Raw genomic sequence first — 23,701 nt, forward strand, 5'->3', positions numbered from 1 at the left:
CGGGCCCGCACCACCGAAGACTTTTGAGTGAAGGGGACGCTGTGAGCGTCAAGAACCTGGTCTCCTACGAGGACGCTCTCGCGTCGTACGACCCGGTGATGGGCCTTGAGGTCCACGTCGAGCTGGGTACCAAGACCAAGATGTTCTGCGGTTGTTCGACCGAGCTGGGTGCCGAGCCGAACAGCCAGGTCTGCCCGACCTGCCTGGGGCTGCCGGGCTCGCTGCCGGTGGTCAACGCGGTGGGCGTGGAGTCGGCCGTCAAGATCGGCCTGGCGCTGAACTGCGAGATCGCCGAGTGGTGCCGGTTCGCGCGGAAGAACTACTTCTACCCGGACATGCCGAAGAACTTCCAGACCTCGCAGTACGACGAGCCGATCGCCTTCAACGGCTACCTCGACGTGCAGCTGGAGGACGGCTCGACCTTCCGTGTGGAGATCGAGCGCGCCCACATGGAGGAGGACACCGGCAAGTCCAGCCACGTCGGCGGCGCGACCGGCCGCATCCACGGCGCCACGCACTCGCTGCTGGACTACAACCGGGCCGGCATCCCGCTGATCGAGATCGTCACCAAGCCGATCACCGGCGCCGGCGAGCGGGCCCCCGAGGTCGCCCGCGCCTACGTCGCCGAGCTGCGCGAGGTGATCCGCTCGCTGGGCGTCTCCGAGGCCCGGATGGACAAGGGCCAGATGCGCTGCGACGTCAACCTGTCGCTGCGCCCGAACGGCACCGAGACCTTCGGCACCCGCTCGGAGACCAAGAACGTCAACTCGCTGCGCAGCGTCGAGCGGGCCGCCCGGTTCGAGATCCAGCGGCACGCCACGGTGCTCACCGACGGCGGCACGATCGTCCAGGAGACCCGGCACTTCCACGAGGACGACGGCTCCACCACCTCCGGCCGGATCAAGGACAACGCCGAGGACTACCGGTACTTCCCGGAGCCGGACCTGGTGCCGGTCGCGCCGTCCCGCGCGTGGGTCGAGGAGCTGCGCGCCGCGCTGCCCGAGCTGCCCCGGGTGCGCCGGGCCCGGCTGCAGGCCGAGTGGGGCCTGTCGGACAAGGACATGCAGTCGGTGCTGAACGCGGGCGCCGTCGAGCCGATTCAGGAGACCATCGCCGCCGGGGCCCCGGCCGACCAGGCCCGCAAGTGGTGGATGGGCGAGCTGGCCCGCCGCGCCAACGAGACCGGCACCGAGCTGGCCGAGCAGCCGATCACCCCGGCGCAGGTCGCCCGGGTCACCGCGCTGGTCGCCGAGGGCAAGCTGAACGACAAGCTGGCCCGCCAGGTCATCGAGGGCGTGCTGGCCGGCGAGGGCGAGCCGGACGAGATCGTCGAGAAGCGCGGCCTGGCCGTCGTCTCGGACGACTCCGCGCTGGGCGCCGCCGTCGACCAGGCGATCGCCGAGAACGAGGCCGTCGCCGCCAAGATCCGCGACGGCAAGGTCGCCGCGGTCGGCGCGCTGGTCGGCGCGGTCATGAAGGCCACCCGCGGCCAGGCCGACGCGGCCCGCGTGAAGGATCTGATCCTGGAGAAGCTCGGCGTCTCCGCCTGAGTTCCCACGGCGTCCACGGCGGTCTAAGGCCTGCTTAGTCGCCCGAGGCCCGGTCTTACCCCCTCCCGGGGGTGAGGCCGGGCCTTCGTCGTGTCCCGGGGCCGCCGGTCTAAGGCACCCCGGCCCCGGAAGATCCGGAAGCCTGCCGATGCCCGCCACCCCCCTGGGGGAGGAGTCTCTACTCGGCGAACGGAACCGACGAAGAACCCACGAGGGGAACACCGTGATCGAGTACGAGCTCATCAAGCAGCAGGAACTGGAACTCCAGGCCCTGGCCGAGCACCAGCGCCTGGTCCGCGCGGCGAAGCCCGCCAGGCGCACCGGGTGGCGGCCGTCGATCGGCCTGCGCGTCCAGCGGCGCACCGCGCGCGCCGGCGAATGCTGACGGACCGGCACCGCGGTGTCGGGCGGGGAACGGAGGGGGAGGCGCGACGGGGGAGCGCCTCCCCCTCCGGGCGTTCGAGGGGCGGGATAACCCCTCGGAAGGGGCCGGACCCGTATGGCATGCTCGCCTCCATGCAGCAGATCTCGGTGAGTCCCGTCTTCGTCGGCCGCGACCCGGAGCTCACCGATCTGGCGGACGCGTTGCGACGGGCCGGCCGCGGCGAGCCGCAGACCGTGCTGATCGGCGGCGAGGCGGGCGTCGGCAAGACCCGGCTGCTGGAGGAGTTCCTGCGCCGGGCCGACGACCGGGGCGTGCTCACCACCGTCGGCGGCTGCCCGGAGGTCGGCGCCGAGGGGCTGCCCTACGCACCGCTGGCCACCGCGCTGCGCCGGCTGCACCGCTGCCTGGGCACCGAGCTGGAGAGCGCCGCCGCCGGGATGGAGGGCCATCTCGCCCGGCTGCTGCCGGACTTCGGCGAGGCCGACGGCGAGCCCAACGACGAGTACGGCCGGGCCCGGCTGTTCGAGCACACCGCGAGGTTGTTCGAACGGCTCGGCGCGGACCGTACCCTCGTGCTCGCCGTCGAGGACCTGCACTGGTCCGACCGCTCCACCCGGGAGCTGTTCGCCTACCTGGTCCGCACCCTGCACCGGGCCCGCATCCTGCTGGTCGCCACCTACCGCAGCGACGACCTGCACCGCCGCCATCCGCTGCGGCCCTTCCTGGCCGAGCTGGAGCGGCTTCGCACGGTGCGCCGGCTGGAGCTGGAGCGGTTCGGCCCCGGCGAGGTGGCCGCCCAGCTGGCCGGCATCCTCGGCACCGCGGCGCCCGACCGGCAGCTGGTCGAGCGCATCCACCGCCGCTCCGAGGGCAACCCGTTCTTCGTCGAGGAGCTCGCCACCGCCCTGCGGGAGGGCTGCTCGACCGGGCTCACCGACTCCCTGCGCGACATCCTGCTGGTCCGGGTCGAGGCACTGGACGAGGAGACCCAGCGGGTGCTGCGGATCGCCGCCGAGGGCGGCTCCCTGGTCGAACACGCCCTGCTCGCCGCCGTCCTGGAGGACGAGGAGCGGCTGATCGGCTCGCTGCGCGCCGCGGTCGGCGCCAACATCCTGCGCCCGGACCCGGACGGCGACGGCTACCGGTTCCGGCACGCACTGGTCCGCGAGGCCGTCTCGGACGACCTGCTGCCCGGCGAGCGGCACCGGATCAACCGCCGGTTCGCCGAGGCCCTGGAGGCCGAGCCGCAGCTGGTCGGCGCCGACGTCCGGCCGGCCCGGCTGGCCAACTACTGGTACCACGCGCACGACCCGGCCCGGGCCCTGCCGACCGCGCTGGACGCCGCCCGGGCGGCCCGCCGCCGCAATGCCTTCGCCGAGCAACTGCGCATGCTGGAACGGGCCCTGGAGCTGTGGGACGAGGTCCCCGGCGAGCGGCCGGCCGACACCCTGCGCCCGTACGACTGGGCCGAGACCTATCCGCCGTGCTCCTGCGACACGGACCTGCACGACGAGGACTGCGACCGGCTCTGCCTGATCGACGTGCTGGCCGAGGCGGTGGTCGCCGCCCGCCGCAGCGGGGACCGGGAGCGCGGACTGAGCCTGGCGAAGCGGGCGCTCCAGCTCGTCGACGAGAACGACCACCCGGCCCGTGCCGCCTGGTTCCGGATCAACCGCGCCCGGATGCTCGGCCACCTGCGCCGCTCCGGCGACACGGAGGAGATCGCCTACGCGCACCGGCTGGTCGAGCACCTGCCGCCGTCCGCCGTGCAGGCCGAGGTGTTCGCCCTCGGGGCGGGGGCCGGGATGCTCTCCAACCCCCGGCCCGAGCTGGTCGCGCTCGCCGAGCGGGCCGCCCGGATCGCCCGCGAGGTGGGCGCGCCCACCGTCGAGCAGCACGCCCTGATGACCATCGGCGGGCTGCGCAACGACCTGGACGCCGACCCGGAGGCCGCGGTGGCCCAGCTGACGGCGGCGGTCGAGGCCTCCCGCCGGCTCGGCGCGCCGGACCTGCTGCTGCGCGGCCTCAACAACCTGTCCTCGCTGCTGCGCGGCCTCGGCCGGGCCGAGCAGGCCGCGGCGCTCGCCCGGGAGGGGCTGGACTCGGCCCGCCGCCACGGCCTGCAGCGCAACATCGGCACCATCCTGACCGGGAACCTCGCCGAGGCGCTGATGGACCTCGGGCGGATCGACGAGGCCGAACTGGTGCTCGACGAGGGCGACCTGACCAATCCGACCGGCACCCACGCCGAGTTCCTGGACCGGCTGCGCGGGGAGCTCGCCCTGCTCCGCGGCGACGTGGCCGGCGCCGCCGCGCTGCTCGCCCGGGCCCGGGCCGCCAACCGGGTCGGCCAGATCCAGCACTCCGTGCCGATCGGCCGGCTCGCGGTGCGGATCGCGGCCCGGGCGGGCCGCCCGCTGGAGGCCCGCGCCGAGCTGCTCGCCGCCCTGGCGGGGGACTTCCCCTGCGGCTACCTGGCCGACTTCTTCCCGCTGCTGGTCGACGGCGCGGGCGTCGAGGCGGACAGCCGGGGCCTGCCGGAGGCCGGGCAGGGCCGGCCCGCGGTGCTGGCCAGGATCGTCGAGGTGGCGTCCGGGCTGACCCCGACGGTGCCGCTGCACCACGGCTGGGCCCGGCTGCTGGAGGGCGAACTGGCCCGGGCCGAGGGGGCGGACACCCCGGCGCACTGGGCCGCCGCGGTCGAACGCCTGCGTCCGACCGGGCTGCCGTACCCGCTGGCGCTCGCCCTGCTGCGGGCCGGCGAGGCCGAGGTGCTGGCCGGGCGCCGCGAGGCCGGGGCCGGACTGCTGCGCGAGGCGCGGGAACTGGCGGCCGTCCGGGGTGACGCCGGGCTGCGCGCCGAGGTGGACGCGCTGGCCGAGCGGGCGGGACTGCGGGTCGTCGCGGGCCGTCCGGCACCCGCCGCGCCGGCGCCGGCGGGGGACTCCTTCGGCCTCACCCCCCGTGAGCGGGACGTGCTCCGATTGCTCGCGCGGGGGCGCACCAACCGGCAGATCGCCGAGGAACTGTACATCTCGCCGAAGACGGCGAGCGTGCACGTCTCCAACATCCTGGGCAAGCTGGCGGTGGCCGGCCGGGGCGAGGCCGCCGCGCTGGCGCACCGCTTGCGGCTGTTCCCCGAGGATCTGGCCCCGGCCGCCCGCTGACCGCCCGCCGTCCGCCCGCCGTCCGCGCGCCGCGGGCCGGCCCCCCGGGCCGGTCCGGCCGTCCGCCGGTCCGGCCGGTGTCGCGCGGGCGCCGCCCCGTGCTCCCGTGCGCGCCGCGTGAGCCCCCGCCCGCGCGCCCCCGCCAACCGGCCCGTTCCGGTGGAATCGGGGGTAATTCCCCACCCCAGGGCCATTACTCTAAGTTGAGTGTGCGTGTCATTGAGTGACCGAAGTGGTGTAGGGTCCCGGACGGGAACATCGGTGTGGCGGGACGGCCGGCAGGCCCCCCGCCCCCTGGACCACCGCCCCGACGGGGCGCCAGGTCACCGCGTACGGCCACCAGGCGCGCGGCCGGTGGTCCGTGACCCGGGCGCGAGGCCCCGGGCCGGAGGGGGAGAGGTCGAGTGAGCTCCACCGACGCGGTGCTGCCCGGAGCCGGACGGCCGGAGGCACCGGACACCGACCTGCTCGCGGGCGGACCACCGCCCGTGACCGGTCCGACCGCCGGCGCCCCGGCCCCGCCGGTCCCGCTCCCGGGCGGTGCGCCCCGGCCCGCCGTCCGCCCGGCCGCCCCGCCGGCGCCCGGCTGCCGCAGACCCGGGGCGCTCCGCAGGGCGCTGCACAGCCGCACCCTGCCCGGGGCCGCCCTCGGCGTGCTCTGCCTCGCCTACGCCCTCGGCGCGGCCCTCGGCTGGGGCTCGCGCCAGATCGCCGTGTTCATGGGCGACTTCGGCCTGGCCGCCGCCGCCCTCGCCGCCGCGCTCTCCTGCCTGGCCTACGGCTGCACGGTCGGCGGCCACGCCCGCCCGGCCTGGCTGCTGTTCGGCCTCTCCTCGCTCATGGTCGCCTTCGGCAACGGCACCTGGGGCTGGTACGAGCTGGTCGAACGCACCCCGCTGCCGCCCAACTCGCTCGCCGAGTACGCCTTCCTGCTGTTCGCCCCGCTCGCCATCACCGGCGTCCTGGTGCTCGCCCAGCGCCCGCGCACCGCCGCCGGCTGGCTCTGCCTGCTGCTCGACGGCTGGCTGGTGGCCGGCTCGCTGTTCACCCTCAGCTGGAGCCTCGCGCTCGGCCGCACCGCCGCCGGCGAGGCCGGCTCCCCGCTGCGCCTGGCCCTCAACCTGGCCTACCCGGTGCTGGACATCCTGCTGGTCTCGCTGGTCGTCGGCCTGCGCTTCGGCGGCCGGGACGGCAACCGGGCCGCCGTCCACACCGCCATGGTCGGCCTTGCCGTCACCGTGCTCTGCGACGCCCTCTTCACCTCGCCCGAACTGCGCAGCAGCTACCACTCCGGCGAACTGCTGGACGCCGGCTGGTTCGCGGGCAGCCTGCTGCTCGCCTGGGCGCCGTGGTCCCCGCGCTGGCGCCGCCCGCTGCGCGAGCACCCCGCGCTCGGCGGCCTGCCGCGCCGCCGGGTCGCCACCACCTTCAGCGCGCTCACCCCGTACGCCGCCGCCGCGGTCTGCACCGCCGGAATCCTCTACAACGCCCTCGGCGGCCGCTCGCTGGACCGGGTGGTCGCCTCGGCCGCCTGCACCGTCGGCCTCGCGCTGATCCTGCGGCAGGGCATCATGCTGCTCGACAACCTCTCGCTGGCCCAGGAACTCGCCCACAAGGAGGCGCACTTCCGCTCCCTGGTGCAGGGCTCCAGCGACGTCATCATGATCGCCGGGGCCAACGGGGTGCTCTCCTACGTCTCCCCGGCCGCGCTGGGCGTCTACGGCCGCGATCCGGAGGAGCTGGTCGGCGGCAACCTGCTGGACCTCATCCACCCCGAGGACGTCGACCGGGTGCTGCTGGAGGTCCGCCGCTTCCTCGCCCGCGGCCGGCTGGCCGCCCACCGCGACCCGGGCGGCGAGCCGCTGCCCGCGGCCCGGGTGGAGTGCCGGATCGGCTCCGGCGCCGGCGAGTGGCTGCACGTCGAGTCGACCGTCGACCGGTACCGCGACGGCCTCATCCTGAACAGCCGCGACGTCACCGAACGGGTCATGCTCCAGGCCCAGTTGCAGCACAACGCCTTCCACGACCCGCTCACCGACCTGCCCAACCGGGCGCTGTTCACCCAGCGGCTGCGCACCGCGCTCGCCGCCCGCGGCCCGCAGGACGGGGCCGGCGCCGGGGTCGCGGTGCTCTTCCTCGACCTCGACGGCTTCAAGGCGGTCAACGACACCGCGGGCCACCAGGTCGGCGACGAACTGCTCGTCCAGGCCGCCCGCCGGCTCCAGGGTGCCGTGCGCTGCGGGGACACCGTCGCCCGGTTCGGCGGCGACGAGTTCGCCGCCCTGGTCTGCGGCCCGCTCGGCCGCCTCCAGGTCCAGGAGCTCGCCGACCGGCTGCGCACCGCGCTCTCCGAGCCCTACTGGATCGGCGGCAGCGAACTCAGCGTGGCCGCCAGCATCGGCATCGCCTTCGGCAGCCCCGAACGCGGCCCGGCCGCCGACCCGCGGGCCGGGGCCGACGAGCTGATGCGCAACGCCGACCTCGCGATGTACCGCGCCAAGTCCGAGGGCAAGGGCCGGGTGATGCTCTACTCCCCGGCCATGCGCGCCGACCTGGAGCGCCGCACCGAACTGGACGAGCGGCTGCGGGCGGCCGTGCGGGAAGGCGGCTTCGCCCTGCTCCACCAGCCCGTGGTGGACCTCGTGAGCGGTGCGGTCACCGCCGTCGAGGCGCAGGCCCGCTGGCGCTCCGTGCAGGGCCTGCTGCTCACCCCGGCTGAGTTCCTGCGCTCCACCGAGCACGGCGACGCCGCCGCCCGGTTCTCCCGCTGGCTGGTCCGCGAGGCGGTCGCCGCCGCCGCGCTGCGCCGCGGTCTGCCCACCTGCGGCCGCCCCGCCGCCCCGCCGGTCCCGGTCTCGGTGCGGCTCTCCGCCGAACGGCTCTGCGCCCCCGGCCTGTACGAGACGGTGGCCGCCGCACTGCGCGACAGCGGCCTGCCCGGCGGGCAGCTGATCGTCGAGGTGGCCCGGACGGGCCCGGACGACCTGGCCGACGAACTCGGCCGCCGGCTCGCCGCGCTGCGCCGCCTGGGCGTCTCCACCGCGCTGGCCGGCTTCGGCGCCGGCAGCGGCTCGCTCGGTGCGCTCGCCCGGCTGCCCTTCGACGGCCTCAAGCTGGACCGCTCGCTGGTCCAGGACCTCGGCGACTCCGCGCTCGCCCGCACGCTCGCCGGGCACGCCCTGCGGCTCGGCCGGGACCTCGGCCTGGTCACCGCCGCGGAGGGCGTCGACCTGCCCCGCCAGGTGGCCGTGCTGCAGGAGTTGGGCTGCCGCCAGGTGCAGGGCTCGGCCTTCTCCGCGCCGCTGGAGGAGGCCAGGCTGCGGCGCGCCCTGGCCCGCCGCGTCTACCCGGTGCCGCGCCCGCCCGGCCCGCCGCCGGCCCGGCGAGCGTACCTGGCCGCGGACACCCGGACGAGTGGGCGCGCGGACGGCGGCCAGGGACGTGTCGTAGCTCACCACAGCCCCTCCGACCTGCCCGAACACCCGGCCGTCGCAGGTCCGGGAGCGGGTCCGCATGGCGAGACTGTCGTCCCACCTGCTTGACAGTCGGGCCGTGACGGGAGGAAGGTCGTTGCCATGCGCACCCGAATTCTCGTACTTGGCGGGCGCGTCGGCTGAGCGGGCCATGCCCCGCTCGTGACAGACCGACGCGCCACCCCTCGCATGCCCTTGGGCACGAGGGGTTTTTTGTTGCACCGACGCCGTTCCACCACTGCAAGACCCCTGGCCCCGTGGCCCCGCGAAAGGGACGATCGGGGCAGAGCCGGCGATCGGCCCGCAAGCGGGACCCCACCCCTCGACCCCCGGGGCCCGCAACCACCGGGCCGGCCAGAACCGAGAAGAGACAGGCAGATGACTGAGCACGCCGCAGCCCCCCGCCGCGGGGACACCCCGGCCGCCCACGCTCCCGCTCCGCAGCACGTCGTCGAGACCATGACCGGCGCGCAGTCGCTCATCCGCTCGCTGGAGGCCGTCGGCGCGGACACCGTCTTCGGCATCCCCGGCGGGGCCATCCTTCCCGCGTACGACCCGCTGATGGACTCCACCAAGGTGCGTCACATCCTCGTCCGCCACGAGCAGGGCGCGGGTCACGCCGCCACCGGGTACGCCCAGGCCACCGGCCGGGTCGGGGTCTGCATGGCGACCTCCGGCCCGGGCGCGACCAACCTGGTCACCCCGATCGCCGACGCCTACATGGACTCGGTGCCGATCGTCGCGATCACCGGCCAGGTCGCCTCCCAGGCGATCGGCACGGACGCCTTCCAGGAGGCGGACATCTGCGGCATCACCATGCCGATCACCAAGCACAACTACCTGGTCACCGACCCGGCCGAGATCCCCCGGGTGATCGCCGAGGCGTTCCACATCGCCGCCACCGGCCGCCCGGGCCCGGTCCTGGTCGACATCGCCAAGGACGCCCTGCAGGCCACCACCACCTTCCGCTGGCCGGCCGAGACCTCGCTGCCCGGCTACCGCCCGGTGACCAAGCCGCACGCCAAGCAGATCCGCGAGGCCGCGAAGATGCTGGTCACCTCCAAGCGCCCGGTGCTGTACGTCGGCGGCGGCGTCATCAAGGCCGGCGCCACGGCCGAGCTGCGGATCCTCGCCGAGCTGACCGGCGCCCCGGTGGTCACCACCCTGATGGCGCTCGGCGCGTTCCCGGACAGCCACCCGCAGCACCTGGGCATGCCCGGCATGCACGGCTCCGTCCCGGCCGTCACCGCGCTGCAGAAGGCGGACCTGCTGTTCACCCTCGGCGCCCGCTTCGACGACCGGGTCACCGGCAAGCTGGACAGCTTCGCGCCGTACGCCAAGGTCGTCCACGCCGACATCGACCCGGCCGAGATCGGCAAGAACCGCCCGGCCGACGTGCCGATCGTCGGTGACGCCCGCGAGGTGCTGGCCGACCTCATCGTCGCCGTCCAGGCCGAGTTCGACGCCGGCCACAAGGGCGACTACGGCGACTGGTGGGAGCGGCTCGACGAGTGGAAGCGGACCTACCCGGTGGGCTACGAGCCCGCGGCCGGCGGTCAGCTCTCCCCGCAGCAGGTCATCGAGCGGATCGGCCGGCTGGTCGGCCCGGACGCCATCTACGCGGCGGGCGTCGGCCAGCACCAGATGTGGAGCTCGCAGTTCATCCAGTTCGAGAAGCCGGCCACCTGGCTCAACTCCGGCGGCGCCGGGACCATGGGCTACGCCGTGCCGGCCGCGATGGGCGCCAAGGCGGGCCGCCCGGACACCGCGGTCTGGGCGATCGACGGCGACGGCTGCTTCCAGATGACCAACCAGGAGCTGGTCACCTGCGCCCTGAACGGCATCCCGATCAAGGTCGCGGTCATCAACAACGGTTCGCTGGGCATGGTCCGGCAGTGGCAGACGCTGTTCTACAACCAGCGCTACTCCAACACCGTGCTGCACTCCGGCCCCGGCCACGACGGCATCGAGCCGCCCGCCCAGGGCACCCGGATCCCCGACTTCGTCCTGCTCGCCGAGGCGATGGGCTGCGTCGGCCTGCGCTGCGAGCGCCCCGAGGACCTCGACGCGGTGATCAAGCAGGCGATGGAGATCGACGACCGCCCGGTGGTCATCGACTTCATCGTCCACCAGGACGCCATGGTCTGGCCGATGGTCGCGGCCGGCACCAGCAACGACGAGATCCAGTTCGCCCGCGGGGTGCGCCCCGACTTCGGCGACGACCTCGACTGAGCCCCTTCCGGAACGACCAAGGGAACCCACGACCCATGTCCAAGCACACCCTGTCCGTCCTGGTCGAGAACAAGCCCGGCGTGCTCGCCCGGATCGCCGCGCTGTTCTCCCGTCGGGGCTTCAACATCGACTCCCTCGCCGTCGGCCCCACCGAGCATCCGGACGTGTCCCGGATGACCATCGTGGTCAACGTCGAGGACCTCCCGCTGGAACAGGTCACCAAGCAGCTCAACAAGCTGGTCAACGTGATAAAGATCGTCGAACTCGACCAGTCCGCTGCGATCCAGCGGGAACTGGTTCTGGTGAAGGTCCGGGCCGACAACGAGACCCGGTCGCAGATCGTCGAGATCGTCCAGCTGTTCCGCGCCAAGACGGTCGACGTGTCCCCGGACGCGGTGACCATCGAGGCCACCGGCAGCTCGGACAAGCTGGAGGCCATGCTCCGGATGCTGGAGCCCTACGGCATCAAGGAGTTGGTCCAGTCCGGCCTGGTCGCCATCGGACGCGGCGCCCGTTCGATCACGGACCGCTCGCTGCGCGCCCTCGACCGCAGCGCCTGAACCGCGCCGCGTCTCACCACCTGATTACCGCCCCACCCCTCCACCGGGTCCGCATACGGTAGGAACCGACGCAGACCCAGGCAAACCACTCGCAAGGAGATGTGCCCCCGTGGCCGAGCTGTTCTACGAAGACGACGCCGACCTGTCCATCATCCAGGGCCGCAAGGTCGCGGTCATCGGCTACGGCAGCCAGGGCCACGCCCACGCGCTGTCCCTGCGCGACTCGGGCGCGGACGTCCGGGTCGGCCTGAAGCCGGAGTCCAAGTCCCGCCAGAAGGCCGAGGAGGCCGGTCTGCGCGTGGTCACCCCCGCCGAGGCCGCGGCCGAGGCCGACGTCATCATGATCCTGGTCCCGGACCCGATCCAGGCCGACGTCTACGAGGCGGACATCGCCCCGCACCTGAAGGCCGGCGACGCCCTGTTCTTCGGCCACGGCCTGAACATCCGCTTCGGCTTCATCAAGCCGCCGGCCGACGTCGACGTCTGCATGGTCGCCCCGAAGGGCCCGGGCCACCTGGTCCGCCGCCAGTACGAGGAGGGCCGCGGCGTCCCGGCGATCGTCGCCGTCGAGCAGGACGCCTCCGGCAAGGCCTTCGACCTGGCGCTGTCCTACGCCAAGGGCCTGGGCGCCACCAAGGCCGGCGTCATCAAGACCACCTTCACCGAGGAGACCGAGACCGACCTGTTCGGTGAGCAGGCCGTCCTCTGCGGTGGCACCGCCGCCCTGGTGAAGGCCGGTTTCGAGACCCTGGTCGAGGCCGGCTACCAGCCGGAGATCGCCTACTTCGAGTGCCTGCACGAGCTGAAGCTCATCGTCGACCTGATGTACGAGGGCGGCCTGGAGAAGATGCGCTGGTCGGTCTCCGAGACCGCCGAGTGGGGCGACTACGTCACCGGCCCGCGGATCATCACCGACGCCACCAAGGCCGAGATGAAGAAGGTCCTCGCCGAGATCCAGGACGGCACCTTCGCCAACACCTGGATCGCCGAGTACAAGGCCGGTCTGCCCAAGTACAACGAGTACAAGAAGGCCGACGAGGACCACCTGCTGGAGACCACCGGCAAGAAGCTGCGCAAGCTGATGAGCTGGGTCAAGGAAGAGGCCTGAGCGACACCGGGCGCACGCTGAGTCGGACCCTTCCGATTTTGTAACGCCCTTGTACAACTAGGCTGCTCCCGTCCGGGTGATTTCGCCGGACGGGAGCAGCCGGGTATCCAGCCCGTCGATACACTTCCGAGTGCGCGTCAGGCCCACAGCGTCGTGCGTCTACTTACGCGGCATGCCACCTTCCCCCGCCCTCCACGCCACCTTCGTGCCCGGGGGAACCGGACAGTTAGGACACACTGTCGTGAGCAAATCCGTCGTTCTGATCGCCGAAGAGCTCTCGCCCGCCACGGTCGACGCCCTTGGCCCCGACTTCGAGATCCGCCACTGCAACGGTGCGGACCGCACCGAGCTGCTGACGGCCATCGCGGACGTCGACGCCATCCTGATCCGCTCCGCCACCAAGGTCGACGCCGAGGCGCTGGCCGCCGCGCGCAAGCTCAAGGTCGTCGCCCGGGCCGGCGTCGGTCTCGACAACGTGGACGTCTCCGCCGCCACCAAGGCCGGCGTCATGGTCGTGAACGCGCCGACCTCCAACATCGTCACCGCCGCCGAGCTCGCCTGCGGCCTGCTGATCTCCGTCGCCCGCAACATCGCGCCGGCCAACGCCGCGCTCAAGGGCGGCGAGTGGAAGCGCAACAAGTACACCGGCGTCGAGCTGAGCGAGAAGGTCCTCGGCGTGGTCGGCCTCGGCCGGATCGGCGTGCTGGTCGCCCAGCGGATGTCGGCGTTCGGCATGAAGATCGTCGCGTACGACCCCTACATCCAGGCCGCCCGCGCCGCGCAGATGGGCGTCAAGCTGGTCTCGCTGGAGGAGCTGCTGGAGGTCTCGGACTTCATCACCGTCCACCTCCCGAAGACCCCGGAGACCATCGGCCTGATCGGCGACGAGGCGCTGCACAAGGTCAAGCCGACCGTCCGGATCGTCAACGCCGCCCGCGGCGGCATCGTCGACGAGGAGGCGCTGCTCAGCGCCCTGCGCGACGGCCGGGTGGCCGGCGCCGGCCTGGACGTGTACGCCAAGGAGCCGTGCACCGACTCCCCGCTGTTCGCCCTCGACAACGTGGTGGCCACCCCGCACCTGGGCGCCTCGACCGACGAGGCCCAGGAGAAGGCCGGCATCGCCGTCGCCCGCTCGGTGCGCCTGGCGCTGGCCGGCGAGCTGGTGCCGGACGCGGTCAACGTCCAGGGCGGCGTGATCGCCGAGGACGTCCGCCCGGGCCTGCCGCTGGCCGAGAAGCTCGGCCGGATCTTCACCGCGCTGGCCGGCGAGGTGGCGGTGCGGCTCGACGTCGAGGTACGCGGCGAGATCACCCAGCACGACGTCAAGGTGCTCGAACTGTCCGCCCTCAAGGGTGTGTTCGAGGACGTCGTGGCGGAGACGGTGTCCTACGTCAACGCCCCGCTGTTCGCCCAGGAGCGCGGCGTCGAGGTGCGGCTGACCACCTCCAGCGAGAGCCCCGAGCACCGCAACGTCATCACCGTGCGCGGCACCCTCGCCAACGGCGAGGAGATCGCCATCTCCGGCACGCTGGCCGGCCCCAAGCAGATCCAGAAGATCGTCGGCGTGGACGCCTTCGACGTGGACGTGGCGCTGACCGACCACATGGCCTTCTTCAAGTACGAGGACCGCCCGGGCGTCGTCGGCGTCCTCGGCCGCCACCTCGGCGACGCCGGCATCAACATCGCCGGCATGCAGGTCGCCCGCGACGGCAGCGGCGCGCTGGCCTCGCTCACGGTGGACAGCGAGATCCCGCAGGACGTGCTGTCGGCCATCGCCGCCGAGATCGGCGCCCGCTTCGCGCGCTCGGTCGACCTGGGCGCCTGACCCCGCGACGCCCCCGCACCACCCCTCACCAGGGCCCGGACCACCGCACGGATGGCGGTCCGGGCCCTGGTGCGTTCCTCCGGGTGACGGTCGTCTCAGATAGTAGGAAATCCAAGTATCCGGGCAGACACCGCACGGCCGGGGCCGTACCGTGGTGGAAGCCGTACGGTGTGCCGCCCCTGTAGCCAGGGTGTGCGGCCCGTGCGCGCCCGTACGCCCGATGGGCAGGTGATCCCCGCCCGGTGTACCCCCCTCCTCCCCACCGCCGCGTCCGTTCCGACGGCGCGTACCGAACCAAGGAGCCCGGTATGCCCCCCACCGCCGACCGCCACGCCGCTTCCGCCCCCGCCGCCCCGCAGACCCGCGTCCCGCGCCGTCGTCGGGCCGCCGAGCGGAACCCCTTCGCCGCCGCCGCGCTCCAGCGCGCGCTGGACCGCCGTGACAACGGCGGCATGACCGGCCACCACTGAGCCGCCGCCCGGGCCCCCGGGGTGCGGGCGGCCCGGTGGCGTTCATCCGCCGAATGGGCCGAACGGGCTGACGGAGCATCACCCCAAGGGGTGCACCTTGCCACCGTTCGGGGGAGGTTGCTCGCCCCGACCGGCGCGATATTCCTAATTTGGGGCCCCCGGAAGGGTGATCGACGGCCGCACGGGCGGGCGTCAGCGGCACGGGACGCGGATCACTTCCCCCGGCCGGGGGAGAGGACCCCATGCGTCGTCCCACCGTCCGCCGGCCACTCGCCCGGACCGGCCTCGCGCTGGCCCTGCTGGCCGCCGCCGGACCGGCCCTGCTGACCGGCGCCGCCCCGGCCGCCGGCCACCCGCCCGCGCGCCCGGCGGCCCAGGCCGCCGGCCCGCCCGTCCCGGTCCTGCTGGAACTCGCCACCGAGCCCGTCGCCCCCGTCTGGCGGCGGGCCGGCGACGAGGCCCGGCGCCGCCAGCGCTCCCCGGAGGCCGCCCGCCGGGAGGCCGCCCTGGCCGGCGCCGCCCAGCGGGCCCGCACCTCCGCCGCGCTGGACCGGGTGGCCGACGCCGTCCACGCCGCGGTGCCCGCCGCCCGGGAGCTCTACCGCACCCGCACCCTGGTCACCGGCCTCGCGGTGAGCGCGCCGGCCGGCCGGCTGCCCGCGCTGCGCACCCTGCCCGGGGTCGCGGCCGTGCACCCGATCGTCCGCAAGCGGCGCGACAACGCGTACTCGGTGCCGGTCACCGGCGCGCCCGAGGTCTGGGCGCAGGCCCTGTCCGGCACCACCGGGGAGGGCATCCGGATCGGCGTCGCCGACAGCGGCGTCGACTACACCCACGCCGACTTCGGCGGCCCCGGCACCGAGGAGGCGTTCCGGTCCGTCGACGGCGCGAAGCCCGCGCCCGCCGGACTCTTCCCCACCGCCAAGGTGATCGGCGGCCGCGACCTGGTCGGCGACGACTACCAGCCCGACCCGGACGCCGCGCACTACCAGCCCGACCCGCACCCCGACGACAACCCGATCGACTGCGACCGCAACGGCCACGGCACCCATGTGGCCGGCACCGCCGCCGGCCTCGGCGTCACCGCGGACGGGCAGCCCTACCGCGGCCCCTACCGGCCCGGCCTGGACCCGGCCGGCTTCAAGGTCGGCCCCGGCGCCGCGCCCGGCGCCCAGCTCTACGCGATCCGGGTCTTCGGCTGCGACGGCTCCACCGACCAGCTCGGCCACGCCCTCGACCTGGCCGCCGACCCGGACGGCGACGGGGACCCGGGCGACCGGCTCGACGTCCTCAACCTCTCGCTCGGCAGCCGCTTCGGCTCGCCCGACGACGCCGACGCCCTCGCCGTCGACCGGCTCGCCGAACTCGGCACCGTGGTGGTCGCCGCCGCGGGCAACGAGGGCGACGTCTACGGCATCGGCGGCAGCCCCGGCACCGCCGCCCGGGCCGTCGCCGTCGCCGCCTCCGTCGACCCGCACGGCGACGCCGACGGGATCACCGTGCTCGACCCGCCGTCGCTCGCCGGCGTGCTGCCGGCCCACTGGAGCGCCCGCTACCGGGACTGGTCCACCGCCGACGTCAGCGCCGAGCTCGCGCTGCCCGCCGACCAGGCCGACGGCTGCACGGCCTTCTCCGAGGCCGACCGGCAGCGGCTCGCCGGGCGGATCGCGGTGCTCGCCTGGAGCACCCGCGAGTCCGAACGCGCCTGCGGCTCGGGCCCGCGCGCCGACCACGTCGCCGAGGCGGGGGCGGCCGGTGCGGTGCTGGCCGCCGACGACGACCACCTCGCCGAGATCGCCGGCAACGACCGGGTGCCGCTCGCCCTGCTCGGCCGCGCCGACGGCGAACGGCTGCGCGCGGGCGCCGCCGCCGGGCCGGTCCGGGTCCGCCTCGCCGCGCCCGGCAACCCGCTGCACGGCGCCGTCGCCCAGGACCAGCCGCAGCGGCTCGACACCCTCACCGACTTCACCTCGCGCGGCATCGGCGTGCCCGGCGTCGTCAAGCCGGACCTCGCCGCCCCCGGCGAGACCATCTGGTCGGCCCTGGTCGCCAGCGGTACCGGCGGCCAGCGCGAGGACGGCACCTCGATGGCCACCCCGCACGTCGCCGGGCTGGCGGCGCTGGTGCGCGCCGTCCACCCGGACTGGACCGTCGAGCAGGTGAAGGCGGCGCTGATGAACACCGCGGGGGACACCTGGCTCGGCGACGGCGCCACCGGCCCGGTCCACGGGCCCGAGCGCACCGGAGCCGGCCGGGCCGCCGTCGACCGCGCCGTGCGCACCCCGGCCGTCGCCTACGCGGCGGGGGAGGGCGCGGTCGAGGGCGCGGTCGGCGTCTCCTTCGGCCCGCTCGCCGTCACCGGGCCGCTCGCCCTGGTCCGCGAGGTCGAGGTGCGCAACCTCTCCGCCGCCCCGGTCGCCTACCGCACCGGCTACGCGGCCGCGACCGACGCGCCCGGCGCCGCCTTCGAGCTCGCGCCCGGACGGGTCGAGGTCCCGCCCGGCGGCGCCGCGCGGGTGCGGGTCACCCTGCGGGTGCCCGGCGCGCTCGGCCGCACCCCCGATCCGACGATCGCGACCGTCCAGGGCGGCCGGGCCCGCAGCTACCGCGGCGAGCTCTCCGGCCGGCTGCTGCTCACTCCGGAGGACCCCGCCGCCCCCGGGCTGCGGGTGCCGCTGTTCGCCGCCCCGCGGGCGGCCTCCGAGCTGGCCGCCACCGCCCCGGTCCGCACCGCCCGCGACGGCGCGCTGGCCGTCCTCACCGGCAGCGGCACCCCCGGCGGCGGGCCCGGACTGGTCAGCGCCTTCGCGCTCGGCGGGGAGGGCGGCCGCTGGCCCGACTGCCCGCCGGACAGCGGAGCGGCCGTCGGCCCCGGCGCGGGCTTCGTCCCGGAGGGGAGCACCGAGGAGGCCGAGCACCTCCAGGACCTCTGCGTCGAGCACGCCGGCGACCGGGCCGCCGGCCTGCGCGAGGTCGGCGCCGCCAGCGACGCGCCCGCCGTCCCCGGCGACCCGCTCGCCGAGGGGCGGCTCTACCTCGGTGCCCGGGTCTGGGCGCCGGCCGCCACCCCGGTCGGGCTGTTCGCCGTCCGGGCCTCGCTGGACACCGACGGGGACGGCGTCACCGACGTGATCGTCAAGGCCGACCGGCTGCGCGGCAGCGACGTCCTGGTGGCCCGCGCCCTGGACGCCCGCACCGGCACCGAGCTGGACGTCCAGCCGCTGAACGCCCGCTGGGGCGACACCGACACCGCGCTGCTGGACTCCGACGCGGTGGTGCTGCCGGTCCGCCTGGCCGTCCTGCCGGGCATCGGCCCCGGCCGCGGCACCGTCCACTACGCCGTGTGGACCGGCCTCACCGGCTCCGGGACGCCCGACCCGGCCGAGGCCTTCTCCGCGATCGGCCTGCAGGGCACCCGGCCCACCCTCCCCGTCGACGTGCTCCACCCCGCCGTCGACATCCGCACCGGCCCCGGCGGCCCCGCCGCGATCGCCGCCCCCGTCCACCCCGCGACCGTCCTCGACATCCGCCACCCCGCGGGCGACCGCTCGCGCCTGCTCCTCCTCCACCACCTCAACCCGGAGGCCGGCCGCAGCCAGGTGCTGCACCTGCCGTAGTGCCTGCCGAGGGGCGTGCGCCGATCTGCGCACGCCCCTCGAAAGGATGAAGCCCGGGGGGATCGGTCCGAGTAGCCTGAGAACGGCCACGAGGATGCCCGTATGGGAGGAACCATGAGCGTCGCGCCGTACCCCGACTGGCTTCGGCCCCCGGTCGATGGCTACACCGCCGAGGACCTCGACCGGCTGCAGGATCTCCCGCCGCACACCGAGCTGCTCGACGGGAGCCTGATCTTCGTGAGCCCGCAGACGAAGTTCCACGTGAGGACCAAGCGCCTGCTGGAGCGCGCCCTGGAAAAGGCCGCTCCCGACGGCTGGGAGGTATGGCCGGAGATGGGGGTGACGCTCGACCAGCGGAACCGTCCCGAGCCGGACCTGCTGGTCGTCGATGCCGCGTCGGACACGGGGTACCTGCAGACCAACTTCGGCGCGGAGCATGTGCTGCTGGCGATCGAGGTCGTCTCACAGGAGTCCCGGGAGCGCGATCGCGAGGTGAAGCCTCGCAAGTACGCCACTGCAGGGATTCCCCACTTCTGGAGGGTGGAGTGCGACGAGGGGCGCCCGGTGGTTCACACCTACGAGCTGGACCCGGCGACCCGGCTCTACGGGCTGACCGGCATCCACCACAAGCAGCTGAAGCTCGACCGCCCCTTCCCGGTCGACATCGATCTGACCTGAGGCCCCGGGCGGCCGGCTGTCCGTATGGTGGACGTCGGATGTCAGGCTGTGGGACACCGGAGTAGCCTCCGAGCATGTCTCGCACGATTCGTCTCGCAGTCGTCCCCGGTGACGGAATCGGCCAGGAAGTGGTGGCCGAGGGTCTCAAGGTCCTGGGGGCGGTGCTTCCCGCCGATGTGAAGCTGGAGGCCACCGAGTTCGACCTCGGGGCCCGGCGCTACCACCGCACCGGTGAGACGCTCCCGGACAGCGTCCTGGCGGAGCTCAAGGCCCACGACGCGATCCTGCTCGGCGCCATCGGCGACCCGAGCGTCCCCTCCGGGGTGCTGGAGCGCGGGCTGCTGCTCAAGCTGCGGTTCGCCTTCGACCACCACATCAACCTCCGTCCGGGGCGGCTCTTCCCCGGGGTGAAGTCCCCGCTGGCCGGTGACCCGCAGATCGACTTCGTGGTCGTCCGTGAGGGCACCGAGGGCCCGTACGTCGGCAACGGCGGCTCGCTGCGCACCGGGACCGAGCACGAGGTGGCCACCGAGGTCAGCCTCAACACCGCGTACGGCATCGAGCGCGTGGTGCGCGACGCCTACCGGCGGGCCCAGGCGCGCCCGCGCAAGAAGCTGACCCTGGTGCACAAGAACAACGTGCTGGTGCACGCCGGCCACCTGTGGACCCGGATCTTCGAGCAGGTCGGCCGGGAGTTCCCCGAGGTCACCACCGACTACCTGCACGTCGACGCGGCGACCATCTTCTTCGTCACCCAGCCCGAGCGGTTCGACGTCATCGTCACCGACAACCTGTTCGGCGACATCCTGACCGACCTGGCCGCCGCCGTGACCGGCGGGATCGGCCTGGCCGCCAGCGGCAACATCAACCCGAGCGGCGCCTTCCCGTCGATGTTCGAGCCCGTGCACGGCTCGGCGCCGGACATCGCCGGCCAGGGCAAGGCCGACCCGACCGCCACCGTGCTGTCGGTCGCCATGCTGCTCGACCACCTCGGGTACCCCGCCGAGGCCGCCCGGATCGAGGACGCGGTCGCCGCGGACCTCACCGAGCGCTCCGGGGCCCGCACCACCTCCCAGGTCGGCGACGCGCTCGCCGCCCGAGTATCCGCCTAGGAGGCCGGAACCCGACAAACGGCGTTCCGGCCCCCGCGGGCCGGACCCCATAACGGCAGCTTGCGGATCTCCAAGGAGTCCGCGGCTGTTCGGCACGGCCCTCTGGATGCGAGTATCGACAGTGGGCCGTGCCGTCGTGCGTCCGTTCCGTCCGAAACAGGCGGAACGTTCATCCGGCGGAGCGGCCCGGACCAACCCCACGGTGAAGGACACACAGCCATGAGCACGCCCACCCAGGCGCCCATCACGTTCGACCTCAAGCCCTCCGCCCACCCGCTCTCCCCGGCGGAGCGCGAGGCCCGGCTGGCCAACCCGGGCTTCGGACGCGTGTTCACCGACCACATGGTCACCATCCGCTGGACCGAGGGCGTGGGCTGGCACGACGCCCAGCTGGCGCCCTACGCGCCGATCGAGATGGACCCGGCCAACATGACCCTCCACTACGGTCAGGCGATCTTCGAGGGCCTCAAGGCCTACCGCCAGGCCGACGGCTCCATCGCGACCTTCCGCCCGGAGGCCAACGCGGCCCGCTTCCAGGCCTCCGCCCGCCGCCTGGCCATGCCCGAGCTGCCGGTCGAGGCCTTCGTCGAGGCGGTCGAGCTGCTCGTCCAGCAGGAGCAGGCCTGGGTCCCGACCGAGCCGGAGCAGAGCCTCTACCTGCGCCCGTTCATGTTCGCCACCGAGGTCGGCCTCGGGGTCCGCCCGGCCAACTCCTACCTCTTCATGATCATTGCCTCGCCGGCCGGCGCCTACTTCCCCGGCGGCGTCAAGCCGGTCTCGGTCTGGCTCTCCGAGGACTACGTCCGCGCCGCGCCCGGCGGCACCGGCGCCGCCAAGTGCGCCGGCAACTACGCGGCCTCCCTGGTCGCCCAGGCCGAGGCCGCCGCCAAGGGCTGCGACCAGGTCGTCTGGCTCGACGCCGCCGAACACCGGTGGATCGAGGAGATGGGCGGCATGAACCTGTACTTCGTCTTCGGCGAGGGCGCGGACGCCCGGATCGTCACCCCCGAGCTGTCCGGCGCCCTGCTGCCCGGCATCACCCGCGACTCGCTGCTGCAGCTCGCCGCCGACCTCGGCTTCGCCGTCGAGGAGCGCCGGATCTCCACCGAGGAGTGGAAGCAGGGCAACGCCGACGGCACCCTCACCGAGGTCTTCGCCTGCGGCACCGCCGCGGTCATCACCCCGGTCGGCTCGGTGAAGTCCAACGGCGGCGACTGGACCGTCGGCGCCGGCGAGCCCGGCCCGGTCACCATGGAGCTGCGCCGTGCGCTGCTCGCCATCCAGGGCGGCCAGGCCCCCGACACCCACGGCTGGCTGCACAAGATCGTCTGACGCCGCCGCCGCGGCCCGTCCGCCCCGCCGTCCCGTCCCGGATGGCGAGACGGGCGGGCCGCGATCCGGATGATGTGCCTACACTGCGGGCGTGTCCTCGCTGTCGCTGATGATTAGCAGCAGGCGCGCCGGTCCGCAGTGACCGCCACCGCACCACCCGATGCGGGGCGACCACCAGCGTCCAGACCCGCGCGCAGACCTCTCGCACCCGCGAGGGGTCTTTTTGTTTCCCCGGACCGGCCGGCGGCCCCCACAAGGGGCCCAGGGACACCGGGTGCGCGCGGGATGCTGGACAGTGGAGCCGGATTCAGAACCGGCAGAGCAGTAACCGACCTCCCGGAACGGAGAACCCAGGGTCATGACCCAGGCGACCAACCTCCCCGACGACGCGTTCCACGTCTTCGACACCACCCTGCGCGACGGCGCCCAGCGCGAGGGCATCAACCTCACGGTGGCCGACAAGCTGGCCATCGCCCGGAACCTGGACGAGTTCGGCGTCGGCTTCATCGAGGGCGGCTGGCCCGGGGCCAACCCCCGGGACACCGAGTTCTTCGCCCGCGCCGCCGAGGAGCTGGACCTCAGGCACGCCCAGCTGGTCGCCTTCGGCGCCACCCGCCGGGCCGGCGGCCGCGCCGCGGACGACCCGCAGCTCGCCGCGCTGGTGAACTCCGGAGCGCCCGTGATCACCCTGGTCGCCAAGTCCCACGACCGGCACGTCGAGCTGGCGCTGCGCACCACCCTCGACGAGAACCTGGAGATGGTCCGGGACAGCGTCGCCCACCTGCGCGCCCAGGGCCGCCGGGTCTTCATCGACTGCGAGCACTTCTTCGACGGTTACCGGGCCAACCGGGCGTACGCGCTCTCGGTGGTCCGCGCCGCCCACGAGGCCGGTGCCGACGTGGTGGTGCTCTGCGACACCAACGGCGGGATGCTGCCCTCCGGCGTGCGCGAGATCGTCGCCGACGTGCTGGCCGACTGCCACACCTACAAGCCCGGCGCCCGGCTCGGCATCCACGCCCAGGACGACACCGGCTGCGCCGTCGCCAACACCCTGGCCGCGGTCGACGCCGGCGCCACCCACGTCCAGTGCACCGCCAACGGCTACGGCGAGCGGGTCGGCAACGCCAACCTCTTCCCGGTGGTCGGCGCGCTGGAGCTCAAGTACGACCGCCGGGTGCTGCCGCCCGGCAGCCTGGCCGAGATGACCCGGATCTCGCACGCGATCGCCGAGCTGGTCAACCTCACGCCGTCCACCCACCAGCCCTACGTCGGCTTCTCCGCCTTCGCCCACAAGGCGGGCCTGCACGCCTCGGCGATCAAGGTCGACCCGGACCTCTACCAGCACATCGACCCGGAGACGGTCGGCAACACCATGCGGATGCTGGTCTCCGACATGGCCGGCCGCGCCTCCGTCGAGCTCAAGGGCAAGGAGCTCGGCTACGACCTTTCCACCGACCGCGACCTCGCCGGCCGGGTGGTCGCCAAGGTCAAGGAGCAGGAGAGCCTCGGCTACACCTACGAGTCCGCCGACGCCTCCTTCGAGCTGCTGCTGCGCGACGAGGTGCGCGGCGGGCGCCAGCGCTTCTTCACCCTGGAGTCGTGGCGGACCATCAGCGAGCAGGGCCCGGGCGGCAACGCCGGCAACGAGGCGACGGTCAAGCTCTGGGCCAAGGGCGAGCGGATGATCGCCACCGGCGAGGGCAACGGCCCGGTCGACGCCCTGGACCGGGCGCTGCGGACCGCGCTGGAGCGGATCTACCCGCAGCTGGCCAAGCTGGAGCTGGTGGACTACAAGGTCCGCATCCTGGAGGGCCAGCACGGCACCGGCTCCAAGACCCGGGTGCTGATCGACACCACCGACGGCACCGCCACCTGGTCCACGGTCGGGGTGGCCGACAACGTGGTGGCGGCCTCCTGGCTGGCGCTGGAGGACGCCTACACCCACGGCCTGCTGCGGGTCGGCCTGGAGCCGGACGCGGCGTAGCCGCACACGGCGGGGACAGCACGGCGCGGCCCGTGGACCGGAGGGTCCGCGGGCCGCGCCGTGCGGCCGTGCGTCGTCGGGTGGTGCGTCGTCGGGCAGTGCCCCCGGTTCACCGCAGGCGGGCGAGGAGGGCGTGTTCGACGAGGGTGATGAGGGCGCTCTTGGCGCTGTCGCGGCGTCGGGCGTCCAGGGTGATGACGGGGGTGTC

Annotated in this window: 14 protein-coding genes and 1 pseudogene; 14 read left to right on the top strand and 1 reads right to left on the bottom strand. The window is 74.1% G+C overall.

All coding sequences use genetic code 11. The features are described from left to right. Positions 1 to 41 precede the first annotated feature (41 nt). The 14 genes from gatB (at position 42) to cimA (ending at position 23,493) form a co-directional block, all read left to right on the top strand. Positions 42 to 1,550 carry an Asp-tRNA(Asn)/Glu-tRNA(Gln) amidotransferase subunit GatB gene (gene gatB, locus ACF1AK_RS22465; RefSeq protein WP_391500577.1) on the top strand — a complete coding sequence of 503 codons (1,509 nt, stop codon included), beginning with the start codon at positions 42 to 44 and terminating at the stop codon, positions 1,548 to 1,550. 223 nt (positions 1,551 to 1,773) lie between these two features. Beyond that, complete coding sequence (locus ACF1AK_RS22470; protein ID WP_391500578.1) at positions 1,774 to 1,935, top strand: hypothetical protein; 162 nt, start codon at positions 1,774 to 1,776, stop codon at positions 1,933 to 1,935. A gap of 131 nt (positions 1,936 to 2,066) precedes the next feature. Next, on the top strand, positions 2,067 to 5,102 hold the full coding sequence (locus tag ACF1AK_RS22475; protein WP_391500579.1) for an AAA family ATPase: 3,036 nt from the start codon (positions 2,067 to 2,069) through the stop codon (positions 5,100 to 5,102). Between the two features lie 617 nt (positions 5,103 to 5,719). Further along, positions 5,720 to 8,644, top strand: coding sequence for a putative bifunctional diguanylate cyclase/phosphodiesterase (locus ACF1AK_RS22480; protein ID WP_391500602.1), 2,925 nt, complete (start codon positions 5,720 to 5,722; stop codon positions 8,642 to 8,644). Between the two features lie 309 nt (positions 8,645 to 8,953). After that, positions 8,954 to 10,807 carry an acetolactate synthase large subunit gene (locus ACF1AK_RS22485; protein ID WP_391500580.1) on the top strand — a complete coding sequence of 618 codons (1,854 nt, stop codon included), beginning with the start codon at positions 8,954 to 8,956 and terminating at the stop codon, positions 10,805 to 10,807. A gap of 35 nt (positions 10,808 to 10,842) precedes the next feature. Further along, positions 10,843 to 11,367 carry an acetolactate synthase small subunit gene (gene ilvN / locus ACF1AK_RS22490; RefSeq protein ID WP_030302941.1) on the top strand — a complete coding sequence of 175 codons (525 nt, stop codon included), beginning with the start codon at positions 10,843 to 10,845 and terminating at the stop codon, positions 11,365 to 11,367. A 109-nt stretch (positions 11,368 to 11,476) separates the two neighbouring features. Beyond that, positions 11,477 to 12,475 carry a ketol-acid reductoisomerase gene (gene ilvC / locus ACF1AK_RS22495; protein WP_350550163.1) on the top strand — a complete coding sequence of 333 codons (999 nt, stop codon included), beginning with the start codon at positions 11,477 to 11,479 and terminating at the stop codon, positions 12,473 to 12,475. Positions 12,476 to 12,716: 241 nt separating this feature from the next. Then, positions 12,717 to 14,300: a phosphoglycerate dehydrogenase gene (gene serA / locus ACF1AK_RS22500; RefSeq protein ID WP_391500581.1), complete on the top strand. Its 1,584-nt coding sequence runs from the start codon at positions 12,717 to 12,719 to the stop codon at positions 14,298 to 14,300. A gap of 308 nt (positions 14,301 to 14,608) precedes the next feature. Further along, positions 14,609 to 14,770: a hypothetical protein gene (locus ACF1AK_RS22505; RefSeq protein WP_391500582.1), complete on the top strand. Its 162-nt coding sequence runs from the start codon at positions 14,609 to 14,611 to the stop codon at positions 14,768 to 14,770. A 242-nt stretch (positions 14,771 to 15,012) separates the two neighbouring features. Next, complete coding sequence (locus ACF1AK_RS22510; RefSeq protein ID WP_391500583.1) at positions 15,013 to 18,387, top strand: S8 family serine peptidase; 3,375 nt, start codon at positions 15,013 to 15,015, stop codon at positions 18,385 to 18,387. 114 nt (positions 18,388 to 18,501) lie between these two features. Continuing rightward, the gene (locus ACF1AK_RS22515; RefSeq protein ID WP_391500584.1) at positions 18,502 to 19,065 is read left to right on the top strand and encodes a Uma2 family endonuclease; all 564 of its coding nucleotides are present in this window, start codon (positions 18,502 to 18,504) and stop codon (positions 19,063 to 19,065) included. A gap of 74 nt (positions 19,066 to 19,139) precedes the next feature. Further along, the gene (locus tag ACF1AK_RS22520; RefSeq protein ID WP_391500585.1) at positions 19,140 to 20,177 is read left to right on the top strand and encodes a 3-isopropylmalate dehydrogenase; all 1,038 of its coding nucleotides are present in this window, start codon (positions 19,140 to 19,142) and stop codon (positions 20,175 to 20,177) included. A 219-nt stretch (positions 20,178 to 20,396) separates the two neighbouring features. Next, positions 20,397 to 21,509: a branched-chain amino acid aminotransferase gene (locus ACF1AK_RS22525; protein WP_391500586.1), complete on the top strand. Its 1,113-nt coding sequence runs from the start codon at positions 20,397 to 20,399 to the stop codon at positions 21,507 to 21,509. 358 nt (positions 21,510 to 21,867) lie between these two features. Further along, positions 21,868 to 23,493 (top strand): citramalate synthase, encoded by a 1,626-nt coding sequence (gene cimA, locus ACF1AK_RS22530; RefSeq protein WP_391500587.1) that lies wholly within the window; start codon positions 21,868 to 21,870, stop codon positions 23,491 to 23,493. Positions 23,494 to 23,602: 109 nt separating this feature from the next. Here the strand turns inward: cimA and ACF1AK_RS22535 are convergent. Continuing rightward, a pseudogene (locus tag ACF1AK_RS22535) lies at positions 23,603 to 23,701 on the bottom strand (ATP-binding protein); the annotation flags it as partial.

This window comes from Kitasatospora sp. NPDC015120 (genome assembly GCF_043080305.1).
Classification (GTDB): Bacteria; Actinomycetota; Actinomycetes; order Streptomycetales; family Streptomycetaceae; genus Kitasatospora.